Here is a 19,899-nt window from a genome sequence, read left to right on the forward strand (position 1 = left end):
ATTCCACTATACCAAAGAAGCAGGTGCCTTTTCTTGTTTAAAGGCAATAGTCAAGGAACAAAGTTGATTGTTCTTAAAGCTTTAATAGACCTAAAACAAGGTCGATTTTCAAGGTGCGAAAGTTGAGTCAATTAAAACAGATTATTTATTCTATCTGAACTTAAATTTATCGGGATGCAGCTCCTAATGATATGTAAATAAATTAATCTATGAGTTTGGAGGGATGTAAATGAATTATTTCCCGTTGTTGATGAATGTTGACTTTAAAAAGGTGGTAATAGTTGGGGGTGGGCATGTCGCTCGTCAAAAAGTCGAAGCATTATTACCGACAAAAGCACAATTAATAGTAGTTAGTCCAAAGATAACGGAAACATTACAACAATATGTTCATGAAGGTTTAGTTATTTGGAGAAACAAAGAGTTTGAACCGGCTGATCTAGATGATGCATCCCTTATTTTTGCAGTTACGGATGATGAAGAAGTTAATAATGCGGTGGAGGAAGCTGTCCAGCATTGGCAACTGCTTAGTCGTGCCGATGCAAAAGGGCGCGTTGATTTCATTAATCCAGCCGTTGTTCGGCGCGGTGAATTTGTGGTCACCGTTTCGACATCTGGTGCAAGTCCAGGTTTAACACGTAAGGTGAAAGCGGAGTTACAAGAACAATTTGGTGAACCATATGCGGAGTACGTCTCCTTTTTAAAGCAAGCGCGCAAGCAAATTTTAAGATTATTTTCAGGCGAAAAGAAAAAGCAATTGCTTGCAGATTTGTTGGAACCACAATTTTTGCAGTGGATTGAACAAGGAGAAAAGGAAAAATGTAATGCATGGTTACAACAAAAGATAGGAGAACAACAGTGAGCGGATATGTTTATATTGTAGGTGCTGGTCCTGGAGACCCTAAATTATTGACGATTCGGGGACTGGAGTGTCTTCAAATTGCTGATGTGATTTTATATGATCGCTTAGTAAATCCTCAGTTATTAACACATGCAAAGGCGAGTGCCGAACTCATTTATTGTGGGAAAGAACCGGGAAAACATAGGCTCATTCAAGAAGAAATTCATCGTATTCTTATTGAGCAGGCTAAGTTAGGCAAACAAGTAGTACGCCTTAAAGGAGGGGATCCTTTTGTCTTTGGTCGTGGAGCGGAAGAAGCAGCCATTTTACGGGAAGAGAATATACCTTATGAAGTCGTTCCTGGAATAACTGCTGGAATTGCTGCACCTGCCTATGCGGGCATCCCTGTTACACACCGTGATCATGGTGCAAGCTATGCTATTGTTACAGGTCATGGACGAGCAGAAAAAGGAGAAGACTTTTTAAATTGGTCCGCGCTTGCGCAAATTGATACGGTTGCTTTCTATATGAGTATTGGCAATATTGCCCACATTGCAAACAGCTTAATCCATTACGGCAAAAATGAAAAAACGCCTGTAGCTGTTATTGAATGGGGGACAACTGAAAAGCAACGAACAATTACAGGAACGCTTGCTACAATTGCTGAAGATATACGAAAACACGACATTTCCAATCCGTCCCTTGTTTTAGTCGGTGATGTGGTTCAGCTAAGGGAGCAGATTGCCTGGTTTGCAGAGAAGGAGCAAGAATTATGCTAGATACTCTAAAAAAACGTCGAGCAGTTCGTCAATTCGACTCTCGTGAAGTGGAACGCTCAAAAATCGAAGCATTATTAGAAGCAGCTACGTACGCTCCTAATGATCGAATGAGAGAACCTTGGCATTTTTATATATTGCAAGGTGATAGTTTAAAAGGCTATAGAGAAGTGGCATTACATTATCTTCAAAGGCGTTTTCCGACAAAGCCTCACTTAGTCGAGAGTTCAATGGAGGCTATCGCCAAAACGCCACTTGTTATTGTTGCGACTTCCGCTATTGTCACTGGTGATGAGGGAGCAACAAAAGATAATACATTTGCTGTTAGTTGCGCCATCATGTCCATGTGGTTAATGGCTGAAGAGCTAGGGTTAGGAATGGTATGGCGTACTCGCGGGGTTGGTTTAGTTCATGATACAGTATTGCATACGTTTATTGGTGCGACTGATGAAGAACAATTGGTAGGAACATTATGCATAGGCTATCCAGCTGAAGAAATTACATCCCCGAAAAAACGCACTTCCTATAAAGAAAAAACAACATGGCTTTAAGGAGGCATAAGCATGGCAGTTCAGGGGATGGTGTTAGTTTATACCGGAGATGGAAAGGGAAAAACGACTGCTTCCCTTGGCATTACTTTAAGGGCAATCGGCCGTGGAATGACGGTTAAGTACTTTCAATTTATAAAGTCTCCAGAACGTACATATGGGGAGCAAATCGCTCTAAGTAAATTAGGGGTTGAGACGGTTCAATTAGGTGTTGGCTTCACTTGGACGAAAACACCTGAGGAACATCGGACCGCCCTTTTACAAGCATGGCAGCTCGTTAAAACGGAGCTACAAAATGAATCGACTGATTTATTAGTATTAGATGAATTGAATAATGCGCTTGCAATCACGCGATTCCCTGTTGAGGACGTTTTGCCGCTGCAAGAAGTTGTAAAGGCGATCAAGGATCGCCCGAAAAAAATGCATCTTGTCATCACTGGGCGCAATGCCCACCCAGCGATTCTTGCGCTAGCCGATTTAGTGTCGACGATCGAGGCAACGAAGCATTATTACAGCGAACAAAACATTAACGCTTTAAAGGGATTAGAGTTTTGAAAAAGCAGGTGTTAAGGAGGGACTTTTATTCCTAAAATGACAAAGTCACGTTTTATGCTACTTCTGTGGATATTGGTAGGAGTCCTGCTTATTTCAATAACCTTTGCGGTGATGCTAGGCTCAGTCGGAATTACTCCAGGAATCATTTGGGAAATTCTCTTTGCAAAGCTTGGTATCCCGGTCGAGACATCAGCTTCAAGAGCACAAGCCATTATTATTTGGGAAATTCGATTACCGAGGGTGTTATTAGCTGCACTTGTCGGTGCTTCCCTTGCTATTTGTGGAGCAGCGATTCAGGCATTAGTGAAAAATTCGATTGCTGACCCGTATATATTAGGGGTTTCTTCAGGAGCATCAGTCGGAGCGACTGCCGTTATTTTACTAGGTGCATTTAGTGCCCTTGGAATGTATGCTTTATCGTTTGCTGCTTTTTTAGGTGCAATCTCTGCTGTTGTAATGGTATTTTTGTTAGCACGGGTGAATGGAAGAACTTCAGTTATTCGCCTTCTGCTGGCAGGAATTGCGATTTCGATGGTGTTTTCTGCCATCACTAATTTCATGCTGATGATGTCAAAGCAGCAAGGGGGAATCCAAGCGGTTATGCATTGGATGCTCGGAAGTTTAGCTGGAGCGAAATGGTCAAATATTGCCATTCCGTTTTGCACATTGCTAGTTGTGTTTATTTTGTTATTTATGAACTACCGTCAGCTTAACGCATTGCTTCTAGGAGAAGAATCGGCTGGAACACTTGGGGTCAACATTGATCGTTTTCGAATTTTGATTATTATTTTTGTTTCACTACTGACTGGAGTTGTTGTTGCAGTCAGTGGCAGCATTGGCTTTGTTGGTTTAATTATTCCACATTTAGTTCGGATGGTCGTCGGTTCTAATTATAAGTACGTTCTTCCAACTAGTGCCCTCGTTGGTTCGATTTTTTTAGTTTGGGCAGACATGGTCGCCCGTATCGTTATAGCACCTGAAGAAATGCCGATTGGGATTATTACCGCTGTTTGCGGTGGGCCTTTCTTTATTTGGATGCTAAGAAAGAGACGATATTCTTTTGGGGAAGGTGAGTGATCTTGCTTCAAGTGGAAAGTATTTCTTATTCAATATCGGACAAGCAAATTCTTGATGATATTTCTTTTTCGGTTGCTCAAGGTCAATTTATTGGTGTAATTGGACCGAATGGAAGCGGTAAATCAACGATGTTAAAGATCATCTACCGCCATTTAAAGCAAACAAGCGGGTTGGTAACTTTGTTTGAGAAAGATCTCCTTCAATTCCCTCAAAAAGAATTGGCTCAAAATATTGCAGTCGTCAGTCAAGAAGCTCCTGTTCTTTTTGATTTTACCGTAAAAGAGTTAGTAATGATGGGAAGAACACCATATAAAAAATGGCTGGCACGGGATAAAGATGAAGATTATGCAATTGTGCGTGATAGTATGCATTTGGCAAATATTTCTCATTTAACAAATCGTTACTTTAGCGAATTATCTGGTGGGGAAAAGAAACGAGTGTTGCTCGCCCGTGCCCTTGCACAGCAAGCTAATATCTTAATTCTAGATGAACCAACGAATCATTTAGATATCGAGCATCAATATCAATTGATGGACTTGGTTCGAGAATTGCCAATCACGATTGTAGCTGCGCTTCATGATCTGAATTTAGCGGCTGGGTATTGTGATGAACTGCTCGTGATGAAGGACGGTGCTCTCTTTCAGTCTGGAACCCCAGAAGAAGTGCTTACGAAAGAGACGTTGCAAGAGGTGTTTCGTGTCAATGCATTCGTTTCGAAAAATCCATTCACGGAGAAATTGCATTTATTTTTCTATACGGAACAGTAAATGGAAATGAGGATATAAAATATGAAAATGAATAGATTGTGGTTTTTGCTGATAATTTTAGCAGCATTTATCCTTTCTGCTTGTTCAAATGAAGAGGCGGGAATTGAAGTTGAAAAAGATGAGGAGAAGCTCGAGCCGATCGTAGTTAATAATGAAGGTTTTGTAATTGAATACGATGCTGCACCAAAACGAGCTGTATCCTTAAACCAGCATGTAACTGAAATCATGCTCGCCCTTGGATTAGAAGATTCCATGGTAGGAACTGCTTATTTAGATAATGAAATATACGAGCCCTTACAAGAAGCTTATCAGAAAGTTCCAGTACTGGCAGAGCAATATCCTTCCAAAGAGGAAATTATCGCAGTAGAGGCAGATTTTCTATATGGCGGATGGGCTAGTGCTTTCAATGAAAAAAGCATTGCAACACGTGAAGAGTTAAAAAAGTTAGGGATTGATAGCTATCTCCAATCGTCATCGGTGCAGGTAGGACCAACACTAGACGATATTTATAAAGATATTCGTAATATCGCTAAAATTTTTCGAATTGAAGAACGCGGTGAATCGTTGATTAAGCAAATGGATGACGATATTGAAACAATTGTTTCGCAATTGCCGGAGGTGACGGAACCCCTTGATGTTTTAGTATTTGATAGTGGCGAGACGGAGGTATTCACAGCGACGCAAAATTTTATGAATACACTTGTGACGATGGCCGGTGGTCATAATGTGTTTGCTGATGTGGAAGGAAACTGGGCCACTGTTTCAAAAGAGGATGCTGTCGAGCGTCAACCTGACGTCATTGTCGTAATTGATTATGGAACAACGACTGCAAAGCAAAAAATTGAATTTCTAAAAACGGATCCTGCATTGAGCCAAACCCCTGCTGTTCAGAATGAACATTTCGTTATTTTGCCTTTATCAGCAGCTTCAGAAGGTGTTCGTGTCGCAGAGGCGCTTGATATTTTAGCAAGAGGATTTTACCCGGAAGCTTTTGAATAGAAACGATATACAAAGAATGGCTAAATAGGGAGGGAAATGATGACTACATGGAATTTAATGCAAATGGAACGACACTTATTGATTTGTAATGGAGCGACTTGTATGAGAGCTGGCGCGGAAGATGTGACCATGCAGATTCGCGATGAAATCCGCAGCAATCATCTTGATGAAAAAATCCATACATCGCGGACGCGCTGCAACGGCCGCTGTAAGGACAAATGTGTCGTCATTGATTATCCGAAAGGGACATGGTACTCGGTTCAACAGGAAGAAACAGCCCGTGCCATTGTTCATGAAAAGGTAGATGAGGATGCGATTATATATTCTGTCGAGAACGGCGAACGGAAACGTGCTACTCATCGTGTCGAAGGAATTAATAAGTACAAGAAGGGAAATGGAGCAATGAAAAAAGCGATATTATTTGTTGGCCATGGAAGCAGGCTGGAGGAGGGCAATGAAGAAGTTCGACAATTTGTGGAACAGATGAAAGTAGATATTGATCCTGCACTTCTCGTGGAAACTTGTTTCTTAGAGTTTGCTGCACCAAATATTGAAGAAGGGATTCAAAAATGTGTGGAAAAAGGAGCCGATGAAATTCATGTAATACCGATTATCCTTCTCCATGCAGGACATTCTAAACTGCATATTCCTGCAGAAATTGAACATGCAAAGGAACATTTTCCAGATGTCCACTTTACTTATGGCCAAACGATCGGAATACATGAAGAAGTCTTTGAGATATTAAAAACAAGGCTTGCGGAAGTTGGCTTGAATGTGAATGAAAAGCATGAAGATACTGCCATATTATTAATTGGGCGCGGTGGAAGCGATCCTTATGCTAATGGAGATTTTTATAAAATCAGTAGACTATTATGGGAAAAATTAGATGTGCCGATCGTTGAGAGTGCTTTCATGGGTGTCACTACTCCAACTGTTGAAGATGGGATGGATCGCTGTATTAAACTAGGTGCGAAAAAGATCATTATGCTCCCTTATTTCTTATTTACGGGCATTTTAATGGAGCGAATGAACAAAATGGCTGAACAATTCCGGCTAGCTTATCCAAATGTGTCGATTGATATTGCTGAATATTTTGGTTACCACCCGAAATTAAAAACAGTCTTATTGGAAAGAATGAATCAAGCTTTAGAGGGAACTTCGACAGGAATGCAAGATTTAGAAAACTTTCGCCAATATGCAAAGGAAAATGGCTATGAGCATCACCATCACCACCACCATCATCATTAAAATAGAGCAATACTTGGACGAACAGATGCATTTCACGTTTGAATTGCATCTGTTCGTCGACAAAAGACAGTGAGAGTTGTGATAAGATTCCTTGATTTCGTTGCTATCCACTAATTTTGACCTTTTTACGGATATTGCCAAGTATAACTAGAGTTTAAAGGAAGTGGCACTTCCATGGACTTGTTTTTTTGACCTCTACCATTATCTACCGCATAATATCTCCTCTTTTGTAGCAGCAAAGACTTTTTACGCTACGCATCTAATTCTTTTCTCCCTTATTACCATCATAAAAACGAATGAATAAAGGAAAGCTGCTCCCAGCTTCCTCAAATGTTCTTGTAGGGACTTACAAGTCGATCGTGGCCAATCTATTTCTCCCCATCACCTCTAGTAATCTTTCATAGTATTTGTTAAACAGAATTGTTAACAAATTAAGCCAGAAGCAATTCTGTCTAGAATCAAAGCGTAAATGATTTTTCCGTTCAGCCCATTTTATATCGGTTAATATCTTTTTTGAGTTTTTGGATATGAAAAACATAGCTGTTTCGCCTTTTTATGGGTATGCCTCCTCTAGTCTCTAAAAAACTCAATCTTCAAACGAAAAGCGAGAAATTAGAAGAATTGCCCTTACGGGATGACCAAAGAAAGCTTTTTAAAATGGGTATCGTAGAAATAATCCGCTTTCAGATGTTTGCAAAAGTATCCCGTGCTTTTGCTTCTTCATCAATTGATTGGATAATGAAGAGCGTGTTTTCATAAATATAGCGGCACTGTGAATTTGATGTACGCTAACTTGAAACTAAACTGAGAGTAGAGTCATATAAAGATAGAACTATATTCATGTTGTAAATAGAAATAATTGCATGGTAATATTATTTCAATAGTCAAAATAATCAATCTTTAATTCTTGAGCGTGTCTTCTAGGAGATGTAGTAAATTAATAAAAAAACAGCGAGTAAACATCAAGGAGGTCTGACGGTATGGTACAAACGAAGAAAAATCGCTGGCTTATTGCTGCAGCAGCTGTTGGGATTCACATCTCAATTGGTTCCGTATATGCATGGAGCAATTTCACGAATCCCCTTAAAAATATGTTCGGCTGGTCTGATTCAGAAGTGGCATTGACCTTTAGTATTGCAATTTTGTTTTTAGGGTTGTCGGCGGCCTTTTTAGGTCATTTTGTTGAAAAACACGGACCTAGAAAAGCTGGACTGTTGGCAGCGACATTTTTTGGCATTGGTATAGCTGGTTCTGGTGTTGCAGTATTAATAGGATCGAAGCTATTGCTTTATTTATTTTATGGGGTCTTAGGTGGGATCGGTCTCGGTGTTGGATATATTGCACCGGTTTCAACTTTGGTTAAATGGTTCCCGGATCGCCGTGGTCTTGCCACAGGTCTCGCGATTATGGGCTTTGGCTTTGCTGCGGCAGTAGCGAGTCCAATTATGAATAGTTTGATAGAAAATGTAGGGGTTGCAAATACCTTTTTTATTTTAGGAAGCGCTTACTTTGTGGTGATGCTGGCTTCTTCTTTATATTTAGAAAAGCCACCTGAAGGATGGATGCCAAAGGGATTTGAGGAGAAGGTCGCTGCGGGTACAGCGAAGCCACGCCTTGATTTATCTCAATTAACAGCAAATGAAGCGGTAAAAACGAGTCGCTTTTGGTATTTATGGATTATGCTCTTTATTAACGTAACTTGTGGAATTGCGATTTTAGCTGTTGCGAAACCATTAGCAATGGAGACAATCGGAATTGATACTGTAGCCGCGGCTGCTCTTGTTGGTGCGATTGGTGTGTTTAATGGCTTAGGGCGAATCGGTTGGGCTTCAATCTCAGATTATATTGGCCGACCAAATACGTATACGGCTTTTTTCATTTTGCAAATTGCCTTGTTTTTCTTACTCCCTTTAACGACCAATGTTCTGTTATTTCAAGTAATGCTAGCGATTATTTATACCTGTTATGGCGGTGGGTTTGCTTCAATTCCTGCTTATATTGGTGATTTATTTGGTACAAAACAACTCGGTGCAATTCATGGCTATATTTTAACGGCTTGGGCCGCGGCTGGTCTTGTTGGCCCAATGTTTGCTGCATATATCAAGGATACAACAGGGACGTATGCAGGCAGCTTAAGTATTTTTGCCTGTTATTTATTGTCGCCTTAATCGTTTCGTTGTTAATAAGAATGGATATTTCTAAGCTTCGCAAGCAAAAAGAATCCAGTATAACGGCCTAACCTAAATTTATGAAGTGGTATACGGGGAGGGAGTATGAATAGGTGAAGAAGAGCATAACGAAAAGAACCATCACCCGTTATACGCAAGGAAATGTTGAAGAGATAGAAGATACCATTGTTACTGAACATCCTATTACAATCAAATTGAATCAAAGCGAATTTGCTACCCTTGTTTGTACACCAGAATATATTGAAGATATGGTTATTGGTTTTTTAGCTTCAGAAGGAGTCATTCGAGGATTTGAAGATATTGATGATATATGGATTCAAGAGAAGGAAGGATTTGCCCATGTTAAGACAAACTATATCAATCATTTTTACGAGAAATTTCATTCCAAACGCTATATAACCTCTTGTTGTGGAAAAAGCAGGCAGAGTTTTGTTTTTTTCAATGATGCTAGAATGTCGCACTCGTTTCAAGATGTGAACGTAAAGTTATCATATGAGGATTGTTTTCGAATAATGGAAGAAATGGGCAAAGGTTCAAAGACATTTACGGAGACTGGTGGTGTTCATAATGCCGCATTATGCAGTAAAGAGCAGCTGCTTCTTTTGCGGCTTGATATCGGAAGGCACAATGCATTGGATAAGATATACGGTTACTGCTTACGAAATCATGTTTCATTAAAGGATAAAGTGCTTGCTTTTAGCGGACGAATATCGTCAGAAATACTAGCGAAAGTAGCGAAAATTGGCTGTGAAATTGTTTTATCTAAGTCAGCGCCAACTGAACTTGCCCTTGAACTCGCTGAGGAATTGGGAATTACAACAGTTGGCTTTATTCGAAGCAGATCGTTAAATGTTTATACACGAAGTGACAGAATCATTGACTGAAAAAAGGAGTGTTTCGTTATGGATGTACAAACAAAACAGGTGGAAACGATATGCAGTTTTTGTGGAACAGGCTGCGGCTTGACTGTGGAAGTCGAAAATGAAAAGATCACTAAGGTTAAGGGCCATAAAGAAAATCCATCAAGTCATGGGGAAACCTGTGTCAAGGGCGCTCTTGGTTGGGGATATATCAACAGTGAGAGAAGGTTAACTGAACCGCTAATAAGGAAAAATGGAAAGCTTATACCTGCAAGCTGGAATGAAGCATTAACTTTGATAGCTGAGAAATTTTCTGCTTTAAAGGCACAGTATGGACCAGATGCTTTCGGCTGTTTCAGTTCTTCACGATCGACCAATGAATTAAACTATTTAGCGGGAAAATTTATGCGTACGGTCATCGGAACAAACAATATCGATAGCTGCAACCGAACATGACACGCTCCAAGTGTCACCGGTCTGGTGACTGTATTTGGAACAGGTGCAGCGACGGGTTCTTATGATGAATTGGAAAATACAGATGTGATCCTTGTTTGGGGAAGCAATACACAGGAATGTCACCCGATTATTTTTAATCACATGCGCCGGGGAATTAAGAATGGTGTCAAAATGGTTGTGATTGATCCACGTAAAATTGATCAAACAAAGCTTGCTCATAAGTATTTGCCAGTACGTGTTGGAACAGATATAGCTCTAGCGAATGCAATGGGGAATGTCATAATTGAGGAAGGGTTAGTCAATCTTAAATTCATTCAACATGCTACGAAGGAGTTTCAGTTGTATAAAGATGCGGTGAAACAGTATACGCCAGAATATGCTGAAAAAATAACAGGAGTGCCTGCAGATGATATTCGAGAAATTGCTCGTTTATATGCAACCGCAGAGAAAGCAACAATCTGTTGGACACTGGGCATTACGGAACATCATAATGGAACAGAGAATGTATTTTCGTTAATTAATCTAGCATTATTGACGGGGCATATTGGCAAATATGGTTCTGCTTTAAATCCCCTTCGAGGTCAAAATAATGTTCAGGGCGGGGGAGATATGGGAGCATTGCCAAATCGCCTTGTTGGCGGCTGGGATTACGATGATCCGCAAGGAAGAGAATTGCATCAGCGCGTATGGGGAACCCCGATTCCAGAAGAAATGGGCAAGCACCAAACATTAATGTTAGATGCAATGGAGAAGAAAGAGATAAGAGCCCTTTATGTTATCGGGGAGAATCCCGTTCAATCTGATGCTGATGGAAATTATGTACAAAAGGTGTTCAACAATCTTGAATTTCTAGTTGTTCAAGATATTTTGATGACGAAAACAGCCATGCTTGCAGATGTCGTTCTTCCGGCTACAGGTTGGGCTGAAAATGATGGGACCATTACTAATTCTGAACGCCGCATTCAGCGAGTGCGTCCTGCTTTAAAAGGTCCAGGATTAGCACGACATGACCATGTCATTGTTCAGGATATTGCCAATAAAATGGGAGCAAACTGGAGCTATCAATCTGCCGAAGAAATATGGGAGGAAATTCGAATACTCGCACCTAATTTTGCCGGAATTACGTATAAGCGAATCGACAAAGAGGGCGGGCTTCAATGGCCATGTTATGATGAAAATCATCAGGGTACGACCTATCTTCATAGCCGCCTTTGGTCTGATCAAGTAGGAATGAAGGCCAGGTTTGTCCCAAGCCATTATCAGCCTCCAGCAGAGGTACCTGATCAAGAATATCCATTGACATTGACGACAGGACGAAGGCTACAATTTTATAATACAGGCGTACAAACCCGCTATTATAAAAAGGTGAAGAATGCTGAGGAAGCATTGGAAATCCATCCAGACGATGCAGCATTGTTCGAATTTCATGATGGAGAAGCAGTCCGAGTCACCTCGCGTAGAGGAAGCGTCGTTACCAAAATCAGAATCAGCAAGAAACAACCAAGGGGATTAGTATTTATGTCGTTTCATTTTCCCGATCAAGCAAATACAAATCTCCTAACGAATCACGCAACCGATCCGCTAGCTGGAACAGCGGAATTTAAAGCTTGTGCGGTCAAAATTGAAAAAGTTGGGGATGACACTTCTTTATCGGAAGCACACTGATGTTAAGTTAAGAGCAGAAAGAGATTAAATTACTGAGAAAGAATGTGCGCTTGCAAAGCACCCATCCATTTTATGCCTACTAGCTTATAGTGAAGTGAAAAATGAATATGTGTAGAGAGGCTGAGATTCTTGCTGAAAGAGAATTTCAGCTTTTTTGCGTTAATGACCGGAAATGAGAGTATGCTGAAGTTGTGGAAAAATTTAAATGCGGCATCTACAAGACATTCAAGTGATGCTTTACACTGTTCTTATTCCAACATACTACCCATTTTATGGTTATTTCATTATAAATTAAAATAAGCAATTGATTTAGTTGCATCAATACTGTATGATACATAGTATATAAAAAATACTGTACGTCATATAGTATTTTAAAGATGAGGTGAACAGGTGAGTCAGTTATTAAATTCGTTAACAACTGAGCTTAGGCGAGGAACTTTGACTTTAGCTGTTTTAAGCCAATTGCGAACACCACAGTATGGGTATTCGCTTGTTCAGTTACTAGAAGGTTCAGGAATTATTATTGATCAAAGCACTTTATATCCTTTACTTCGACGCCTAGAAAAGCAGGAATTGGTGACAAGTAGCTGGGATACATCAGAAAGTAGACCTCGGAAATATTATGTTTTAAGCGCATATGGAGTAGAAATATTTATCAAGTTAAAAGAAGAATGGATGAAAAACGCAAAGGAACTCTATAGTTTATTGGAAGGGGGAGAGAAGGATGGATTTAATTAAAATATATATTCAGGAAGTAACTCGGCGCTTACCCGAAAAAAATCGTGAGGATATCGCCCTTGAGCTATCTTCCACGATTGGGGATATGCTACCTGATGAGTATAGTGATGAAGATGTTAAGTCAGTATTAGAAAAGCTTGGAAGTCCGGTAGCATTAGCGTATGGATATCGTGATAAACCAATGTATTTGATCGGTCCTCGTTATTTTGATGTGTATGTCAGCTTATTAAAAATGATAATCCCAATTGCCTTAATCGTATCATTTATTTCCATTTTTGCGGAATATTTGACTGGATACAGTGAAGAATCGCCCATAAATGTAATGGTGAGCCTAATAAGCAAAGGGATATTGACTATATTCGAGGTAGGAATTCAATTCTTATTTTGGATCACGCTTGTATTTGTTATTTTAGAGAGAACAGACAAAGGTCATAATGGTCAGCCATTAACAGCAACATTTAAAAAATGGACACCGGAAGATTTGAAGGATATTCCGTACATTCCTAAGAAAAAAACAATTTCAAGGATTGAGATATTTGGAAGCTTACTGTGGATTGGTATATGGGCAACACTTTATTTCTATGCGGAGCGATTATTAGGTGTTTATACTGGTAGTTTAGAAGGTTTAAAACTAGTTGCTCCAATGTTTAATCAAGAGATTTTGTTGCGATATTGGCCACTGATCGTAATCGTGATTGGTCTTGAATTAACTTTCGTACTCTACAAATTAATTAAGGGGCAATGGACAAAGAAAATGGCGGTTTTTAATACAGTACAAGAAGTTGTTGGGGCCGTTGCGTTTATCATTATAATTGGAACGCCAAATTTACTAACCTTAGAATTTATTGACTATATGACGGAGTTATTTTCAATATCTTCAACTCAATTTATGTCTTTAATTATTGGTGGAGGGATTTTCATATTACTTATATCTTCGGCAATGAGCATTTTCGATGGATTTCGGAAAGCGAAGATTGGTTGATTTGACGAGGAATTTATACACTTTTACATTTGTAGAGGTGTTTTTTAAATTTTTACTTTAAATTTAACATCGTCTTCAAAGTGGATGGTGAAAAATAATGGTAAATGGATGGTGAAAAAAAGCTCTTTCTAATTTATACTGAATATTTGAATGAATCATTAAGCTGAAAAAATTACTCTGTTCAATAATGGGGGTTAACTATGAATCTGCTAATTGTGATCGTGTTGCTGATCTTGATTGCCGCTTTATTGGGAACGTTATGGCTAACGAGAAGAAGCGATGAAGATTATCGAGGCTCTACAAAAAAGAATACAAAGAATTTAACCATTATTTATGCTGTTGTCATTCTTCTTTCGTTAGTTGCTTTAGGATTATATATCAGTATCTTCCACTAAAGGGTATGGAATATTTATTCATCATTATTAACTTGGGATAATATCATCAACGCTTTTGCAAAGGAATGGTGATAAATGACTTGGGAACCAAACCGAGCATCGAAGAAGCCACTATATAAACAAATAGCTGAATATGTTGAAAATAATATTGCGGATGGGGCTTTTCCATCAGAAAAATCGTTGCCTTCAGGAAGAGTTTTCGCAAAGGAACTGAAGGTAAACAGGAGTACCGTTGTCGCTGCATATGATGAACTTCAAGCAGGTGGATTCATTCAAAGTATTCAAGGAAGCGGTACGATGATTAGCAAGGATATTTGGAGGGGTACAAAAAAGCGTATTCCAAGCTGGCATCGTTATATTGAATCGGGTCCCTTTTTACCAAACTTACCAGTTACGCAAAGATTGCGCAGAGAAATGGAAGAGAAGAATTTAATCAATTTAGCGAGTTATGTCCGCTTTACATATGCGAGAGCGAGGGTAGAAGAGATTAGGGAAGGTGTTAGAAGATTTGCAGAAGCTCTTACATCTTTAAAAAAGTGAAAGTAATAGGGAAATTAAAATGGAGGTGAGTATAATCAAATGTTTACGAATGTGCAATTGCAAGATTTAATTGCAGGGAAAGCGATTGGGGATAAATTTCCTTATGATACTGGTAATGAGCAAGAAATTGAAGCGCATATAAGGAGGTTATTCCATCGCATTAATCGAATTCCACATATCATCTGTGAAGCAGAGTGGAATCATTTTGGAAGTGGATACGCTCCTTTTGTTGAATTCTTTTGCTATACGAAAAAAAATGTAACAGTCGAGAGTGAAAAATACGGAATTCGAAAGGAAAAGACAGAAGGAATTATCATTGATATCTGTCGGTTAGCGCCTGTTGCGATCATGGGAGAAGATGATCGTTCAAAAACGATACGGATCAAATCAAATGAAGTATTAAGCGGTGGATACGGGTCGATCATTAGTGCTTCAAATCAATTGTTTTTAAGAGAAGAATTTCATGAACTTGGAAGACAATTAAAACTAGCGTTAGAAGAGTATGAGTACGCTCTTCTTGAATTTGAACAGATTAGCGCACCATTGCCATTTCAAGCAAACATTCCAACCATATACAAGGAACCGGGAGATTATATCATTATGGATGCTATTTTTTATTGGGAGGACTAAATGGCAAAATGGAGAGCTAAATAGATTACGATGATTCTATAAGTATAGGAGTGAGCCGGTGTTGATCATTTTATTGATTATGCTGCTTGTTTCGGGTATCGTTTTATTTGTTTGTGGGTATTACGCAGCTGTTATAAGAATGAAATTAGGAAGAAATGTTTTACTTGCTGTGCCTATTGTTCTGGCTATCTTTATGCTCAATGTGATGATGGCTTTAGTAGAGTTATCTAAATCACCAAACTGGCAATGATGAAAAGGAGATTAATAGATGTGAACGATACACTTTCGAAATCGTGGTTTCCTATCAATGATCTAAACCTACAAAATATAGCAAGTGGCATGGTTGCTGGGATTTTTATCATCACTGGTCCATCCATATTAATATTGGAAGCAGCAGCTAATGGAGGATTTACAGATTTTCAAACATCATTATGGATGTTTTCTGTATATGTTTTTGGAGGTCTATTCGGAATTTTCCTTCCACTACATTATAAGATTCCGATTGTTGGTGGACATAGTCTTACTGGAGTTGCTTTTCTTGTGACGGTGACACCACAGTTTAGCTTTCAACAGCTAATAGGAGCCTACGTAGTTTCAGGAATTTTGATGTTTATCATCGGTGCTCTAGGTGTCTTTTCTAAATTTGTACAATTGATTCCTAAAGAAATCATTTCAGCTATGCTAGCAGGGATGATTATGAAATATATGGTAAATTTTGTTGTTTCTGCAAATCAATTATGGCTTGTGGGAAGTTTATCAATAATAACGTTCCTTGCTTTTAGTAAATGGAAATTAAGAATTCCGCCTGTAATCGCAGCGATTGTGGTTGGTTTTGTCGTCATGCTGTTATTTTATCCTTTAAATAAGACGGGCTCTTCATTTGATGTATTAATACCGAGTATACAAACTCCCGAGTTTAATCTTGTTAGTATTCTTTCCGTCTCAATTCCACTTGCCCTTCTCATATTAAGCAATGATGCTGCAGTTGCAATTGGTGGATTACAGCAAAAAAACTATCAAACTCCGATCAATAAACTTGTCTCATTTAGTGGGATTTTTTCGATCTTGACTAGTTTTTTTGGCGGCCAATCAGCAAATGCGGCTGGAATGGCAACAGTGATCTGCGCAGGGGAGGAAGCTGGTCCAAAAGAAAAAAGATATATGGGGGCAGTAGTTACGGGAATACTTCTCCTAATATTCGGTCTGTTTTCTTGGAAACTGATTCCTATGATTCAAGTATTACCGCAGGAGTTTATTGCAGTAGTTGTTGGTTTCTCTCTTATTGGAGTGTTTGGAAATAGTTTATATCAAAGCTTTGCAAAGGAATCGATGAAAATGAGCACCACATTTGCTTTCATTATCGCATTTTCAAACATTTCCATTATGAATATAAGCGCGCCTGTTATTTCACTTCTTATCGGAACTTTTGTTGCCTATTTTGTCGAAACTGATTTGAAAATAAGTTCATGATTTTTAATTTAAGTTTAATAGATGGTTTTGGAAAAAATATATGCGAGAGTGTTCTAAAAGCTGTTCATTTAGAATGCTTTTTTTTTATCAATTTTTAGAATCTCAAAATGTAACCGCTTTATGTTAAAAAAACGAACAAAATTTTTGAAAAAGTATAAAAAATTCTAATAATTTATATTGATATTAATTCAAAAAGTGGTATTATTATAACAAATTACAAAATTCGTAACAGTGGTTCTATTATAGAACCAGAAAGAAGTGGAGATGAAATGACTTCAAAAACAGTAAGTAAGGCTTTAAGTGTACTGAATTCTTTCACGTCTGAAAACCCGTCTTGGGGGCTGCGAGAACTTGCACGGCATTTAGATATGAACCATACGGTTGTTTATCGGTTGCTCAGTACTTTGGAAGAGGAAGGGTACGTATTTCACAACCCAGATACACAAAAATATGAACTTGGCATAAAGTTAATTGAACTTAGCAATGTGGTCGAGGAACATCTAAAATTTGCCGAATTGATCGAGCCGATTATGAAAAAAATCGCTTTACAAACAGGTGAAAGTGTTGTGTTTACCATTCTGGACAATGAAGAAGGAGTTTTCTTGAAAATCGTTGAGAGTGAACAGCAAGTGAGATTTGCAGAATCAGTAGGAAAGAGAAGTCCTTTATATATTGGGGCATCACATAAAGTGATTTTAGCTTACCTGCCTGAGGAAATTCAGAATCGAATTATTGATGAGGGATTAAATAATAATGCGCAACAAATTGAAACGAAAGAAGCTTTTTATGAAGTACTTGAAAAAATCAAACATCAAGGCTGGTACTATACTGCCGGAGAAACCTTTAATGATGTTGCCGCTATATCCATTCCTCTATTCGATCATAAAAAGAATATTCTCGGATCAATATCTGTGGCTGGGCCAAAATATAGAGTAACGATAGAGGAAACAGAGAGAATGTTAATTAGTTTACAAGAAAACTATCAATCTTTGAGTTCTGTATTAAGAAAATCCTTTTTTCCATCGAGAAGAAAGTTTTTAATGAATTCCCTATCTTAAGTGGAAGGAGGTAATTGTATGGACAAGATTTTAGAAGTAAAAGATCTTGTTGTTGGTTACAAAGGAAAAAATGGATTTGTCAGAGCAGTTGACGGTGTATCCTTTGATATTAATAAAGGAGAAACGATTTGTATTGTTGGAGAGTCTGGAAGTGGTAAAAGTGTTACATCAATGAGTATTATGCGACTAGTTGAATTTGAAAATGGGAAGATCTTAAATGGAGAAATTTCATTTAAAGGGGAAAGCCTAACGACAAAAAAAGCGGATGAAATGAGAAAAATACGGGGTTCGAAAATATCGATGATCTTCCAAGAACCATTAACGGCCCTTAATCCAGTATTCACCATTGGAAAGCAAATTTCCGAGGCGATTTTATTCCATCATAAAATTGGCAAAGAAGAGGCTTGGAAAGAGGCAGAAAAACTTGTTCGCCTTGTCGGAATATCAGATCCTGAGGGGAGATTAAAACAATATCCACATGAATTGTCCGGGGGAATGAGGCAAAGGGTAATGATTGCGATGGCATTAGCATCCGAACCTGAATTATTAATTGCTGATGAACCAACAACGGCCCTTGATGTAACGATAGAGGCGCAAATTTTAGAGCTATTACGAAATTTAAGGGAAGAAAAAAAGATGTCGATCATGCTAATCACTCATGATATTGGAGTGGCTGCGGAAATGGCGAATCGAATTATCATTATGTACGCAGGAAAAATAATGGAAATTGCTAATACGCTTGATATATTTGAACAACCTTTACATCCTTACACGAAAGGTTTGCTAGAATCTGTGCCTAAGATGGATGGGCAAAGAGGGGTTCCCCTTAAATCGATCAATGGCTCTATTCCAAGTTTGAATGAAATTCCAGATGGGTGCCGATTTTCACCAAGATGCCCTTTCGCCACTGAAAAATGCCATCAAGAAGCTCCGGCAATGGAAACAAGAGGAGATAGACAAGTTGCTTGCTGGCATGTAGATTATCTTCTTGAACATAGCCTGCTTGATGTGGAAGAGGAAGGAGAGATTTCCATTGAATCATAGCCAAGAGGAAACATCTGCTGCTACGAAAGAACCGCTTCTAAAAATAGAAAACTTGAAAAAGCATTTTTCAATTAAAGGAGGTGGAATGTTTAATAGCAAAAGGAAAATCGTCAAAGCCGTAGATGATGTATCCTTTCATATTTATAAAGGAGAAACATTGGGACTTGTTGGAGAATCAGGGTGTGGAAAGTCTACTTTAGGGAGAAATATCTTACGGCTACAGGAACCGACAGAGGGAAGGGTATTTTATAAAAATACGAATATATTAGAGCAAAACAATCGTGAACTCCGTAAACTTCGTAAAGAGATGCAAATTATTTATCAGGACCCTTTTGGTTCCCTAAATCCTAGATTTACAATTGGCCAGATTATTGGTGAGATGTATGAAATTCATGGAATCGCAAGTGGTTTGGAAAAAGAGGCAAAAGTAAAGGAAATGCTTGAACTTGTTGGGCTAGACCCGAGCCGATACCACAGCTATCCCCATGAATTCTCTGGAGGGCAAAGGCAGAGGGTAGGAATTGCGAGAGCACTTGCTTTAAATCCAGAATTTGTCGTTGCAGACGAACCAGTATCAGCTTTAGATGTTTCTGTACAATCGCAGGTCATTAATTTACTTATGAAGCTAAAAAAAGAACTTGGTTTAACGATGTTGTTTATTGCCCACGGGCTTAATGTGGTCAGGCATATATCAGACCGGGTTGGCGTCATGTATCTTGGAAAGCTGGTAGAGCTGTCCGAAACAGATAATATCTTTGATCATCCTGCCCATCCCTATACAGCAGCTTTATTATCAACAGTCCCAGAGGCTGATCCTAAATTAAGAAAAGTAAGGATTGTTTTAAAAGGGGAGGTGCCATCTCCAGCTAATCCTCCATCAGGTTGTCGATTTAGGACAAGATGCCCATTGGCTACAGAACTTTGCGTGCAAGAAGCTCCATCATTAAAGGAGATTCGTGATGAACATTTTGTTGCCTGCCATTTTCCTTTAGAAAAAGGGCAATCGTTAAAAGAAGCAATAGAGTTATTAAACAAAGAAAAAATTGCAAATTAAATTGATTGAA

General features: G+C 38.8%; 20 protein-coding genes and 2 pseudogenes. All 22 read left to right on the forward strand.

Annotated features, from left to right (window positions below; genetic code table 11):
- Positions 1–229 precede the first annotated feature (229 nt).
- The 22 genes and pseudogenes from PZE06_RS14975 to PZE06_RS15080 all read left to right on the forward strand — a co-directional run bounded on the left by PZE06_RS14975 (position 230) and on the right by PZE06_RS15080 (position 19,889).
- Positions 230–859, forward strand: coding sequence for a precorrin-2 dehydrogenase/sirohydrochlorin ferrochelatase family protein (locus tag PZE06_RS14975; protein WP_150916622.1), 630 nt, complete (start codon positions 230–232; stop codon positions 857–859).
- Positions 856–1,617: a uroporphyrinogen-III C-methyltransferase gene (cobA, locus tag PZE06_RS14980; protein ID WP_150916624.1), complete on the forward strand. Its 762-nt coding sequence runs from the start codon at positions 856–858 to the stop codon at positions 1,615–1,617. Before PZE06_RS14975 ends, cobA begins: the two co-directional genes overlap by 4 nt.
- Positions 1,611–2,165, forward strand: a complete 555-nt coding sequence (locus PZE06_RS14985) for a nitroreductase family protein (RefSeq protein ID WP_150916626.1) — start codon at positions 1,611–1,613, stop codon at positions 2,163–2,165. The genes cobA and PZE06_RS14985 overlap by 7 nt, the downstream gene beginning before the upstream one ends.
- Before the next feature lie 12 nt (positions 2,166–2,177).
- Positions 2,178–2,717, forward strand: coding sequence for a cob(I)yrinic acid a,c-diamide adenosyltransferase (locus tag PZE06_RS14990; protein ID WP_150916628.1), 540 nt, complete (start codon positions 2,178–2,180; stop codon positions 2,715–2,717).
- A 36-nt stretch (positions 2,718–2,753) separates the two neighbouring features.
- A complete protein-coding gene (locus tag PZE06_RS14995) occupies positions 2,754–3,794 on the forward strand; it encodes a FecCD family ABC transporter permease (RefSeq protein WP_150916630.1) in 1,041 nt (346 codons plus the stop codon).
- Between the two features lie 2 nt (positions 3,795–3,796).
- Positions 3,797–4,561, forward strand: a complete 765-nt coding sequence (locus tag PZE06_RS15000) for an ABC transporter ATP-binding protein (RefSeq protein ID WP_150916632.1) — start codon at positions 3,797–3,799, stop codon at positions 4,559–4,561.
- A 21-nt stretch (positions 4,562–4,582) separates the two neighbouring features.
- Complete coding sequence (locus tag PZE06_RS15005) at positions 4,583–5,560, forward strand: ABC transporter substrate-binding protein (protein WP_150916634.1); 978 nt, start codon at positions 4,583–4,585, stop codon at positions 5,558–5,560.
- Positions 5,561–5,599: 39 nt separating this feature from the next.
- Complete coding sequence (locus PZE06_RS15010) at positions 5,600–6,808, forward strand: CbiX/SirB N-terminal domain-containing protein (RefSeq protein WP_150916635.1); 1,209 nt, start codon at positions 5,600–5,602, stop codon at positions 6,806–6,808.
- Positions 6,809–7,788: 980 nt separating this feature from the next.
- Positions 7,789–9,047, forward strand: a pseudogene (locus tag PZE06_RS15015) (L-lactate MFS transporter).
- Positions 9,048–9,089: 42 nt separating this feature from the next.
- Positions 9,090–9,881 carry a formate dehydrogenase accessory sulfurtransferase FdhD gene (gene fdhD, locus PZE06_RS15020; RefSeq protein ID WP_150916637.1) on the forward strand — a complete coding sequence of 264 codons (792 nt, stop codon included), beginning with the start codon at positions 9,090–9,092 and terminating at the stop codon, positions 9,879–9,881.
- An 18-nt stretch (positions 9,882–9,899) separates the two neighbouring features.
- Positions 9,900–10,064, forward strand: a pseudogene (locus tag PZE06_RS30110) (hypothetical protein); the annotation flags it as partial.
- A 3-nt stretch (positions 10,065–10,067) separates the two neighbouring features.
- Entirely contained in the window at positions 10,068–11,978 is a 1,911-nt protein-coding gene (gene fdhF / locus PZE06_RS30115) for a formate dehydrogenase subunit alpha (RefSeq protein ID WP_369011852.1), read from the forward strand.
- Positions 11,979–12,368: 390 nt separating this feature from the next.
- Complete coding sequence (locus PZE06_RS15035) at positions 12,369–12,716, forward strand: PadR family transcriptional regulator (RefSeq protein WP_150916641.1); 348 nt, start codon at positions 12,369–12,371, stop codon at positions 12,714–12,716.
- On the forward strand, positions 12,703–13,698 hold the full coding sequence (locus PZE06_RS15040) for an HAAS signaling domain-containing protein (RefSeq protein ID WP_150916643.1): 996 nt from the start codon (positions 12,703–12,705) through the stop codon (positions 13,696–13,698). The genes PZE06_RS15035 and PZE06_RS15040 overlap by 14 nt, the downstream gene beginning before the upstream one ends.
- 200 nt (positions 13,699–13,898) lie before the next feature.
- A complete protein-coding gene (locus tag PZE06_RS15045) occupies positions 13,899–14,093 on the forward strand; it encodes a hypothetical protein (protein ID WP_150916645.1) in 195 nt (64 codons plus the stop codon).
- 75 nt (positions 14,094–14,168) lie between these two features.
- On the forward strand, positions 14,169–14,633 hold the full coding sequence (locus tag PZE06_RS15050; protein ID WP_150916647.1) for a GntR family transcriptional regulator: 465 nt from the start codon (positions 14,169–14,171) through the stop codon (positions 14,631–14,633).
- 39 nt (positions 14,634–14,672) lie between these two features.
- Positions 14,673–15,263: a hypothetical protein gene (locus tag PZE06_RS15055; RefSeq protein ID WP_150916649.1), complete on the forward strand. Its 591-nt coding sequence runs from the start codon at positions 14,673–14,675 to the stop codon at positions 15,261–15,263.
- Positions 15,264–15,321: 58 nt separating this feature from the next.
- Entirely contained in the window at positions 15,322–15,513 is a 192-nt protein-coding gene (locus PZE06_RS15060; protein WP_150916651.1) for a hypothetical protein, read from the forward strand.
- Positions 15,514–15,533: 20 nt separating this feature from the next.
- Positions 15,534–16,733, forward strand: a complete 1,200-nt coding sequence (locus tag PZE06_RS15065) for a benzoate/H(+) symporter BenE family transporter (RefSeq protein ID WP_225310695.1) — start codon at positions 15,534–15,536, stop codon at positions 16,731–16,733.
- Positions 16,734–17,002: 269 nt separating this feature from the next.
- Positions 17,003–17,791, forward strand: a complete 789-nt coding sequence (locus PZE06_RS15070; RefSeq protein WP_150916655.1) for an IclR family transcriptional regulator — start codon at positions 17,003–17,005, stop codon at positions 17,789–17,791.
- An 18-nt stretch (positions 17,792–17,809) separates the two neighbouring features.
- The gene (locus PZE06_RS15075) at positions 17,810–18,835 is read left to right on the forward strand and encodes an ABC transporter ATP-binding protein (RefSeq protein ID WP_150916658.1); all 1,026 of its coding nucleotides are present in this window, start codon (positions 17,810–17,812) and stop codon (positions 18,833–18,835) included.
- On the forward strand, positions 18,825–19,889 hold the full coding sequence (locus tag PZE06_RS15080) for an ABC transporter ATP-binding protein (RefSeq protein WP_225310694.1): 1,065 nt from the start codon (positions 18,825–18,827) through the stop codon (positions 19,887–19,889). The genes PZE06_RS15075 and PZE06_RS15080 overlap by 11 nt, the downstream gene beginning before the upstream one ends.
- Positions 19,890–19,899 lie beyond the last annotated feature (10 nt).

Source organism: Robertmurraya sp. DFI.2.37, from assembly GCF_029211245.1.
Lineage (GTDB): Bacteria > Bacillota > Bacilli > Bacillales > Cytobacillaceae > Robertmurraya > Robertmurraya methanolica_A.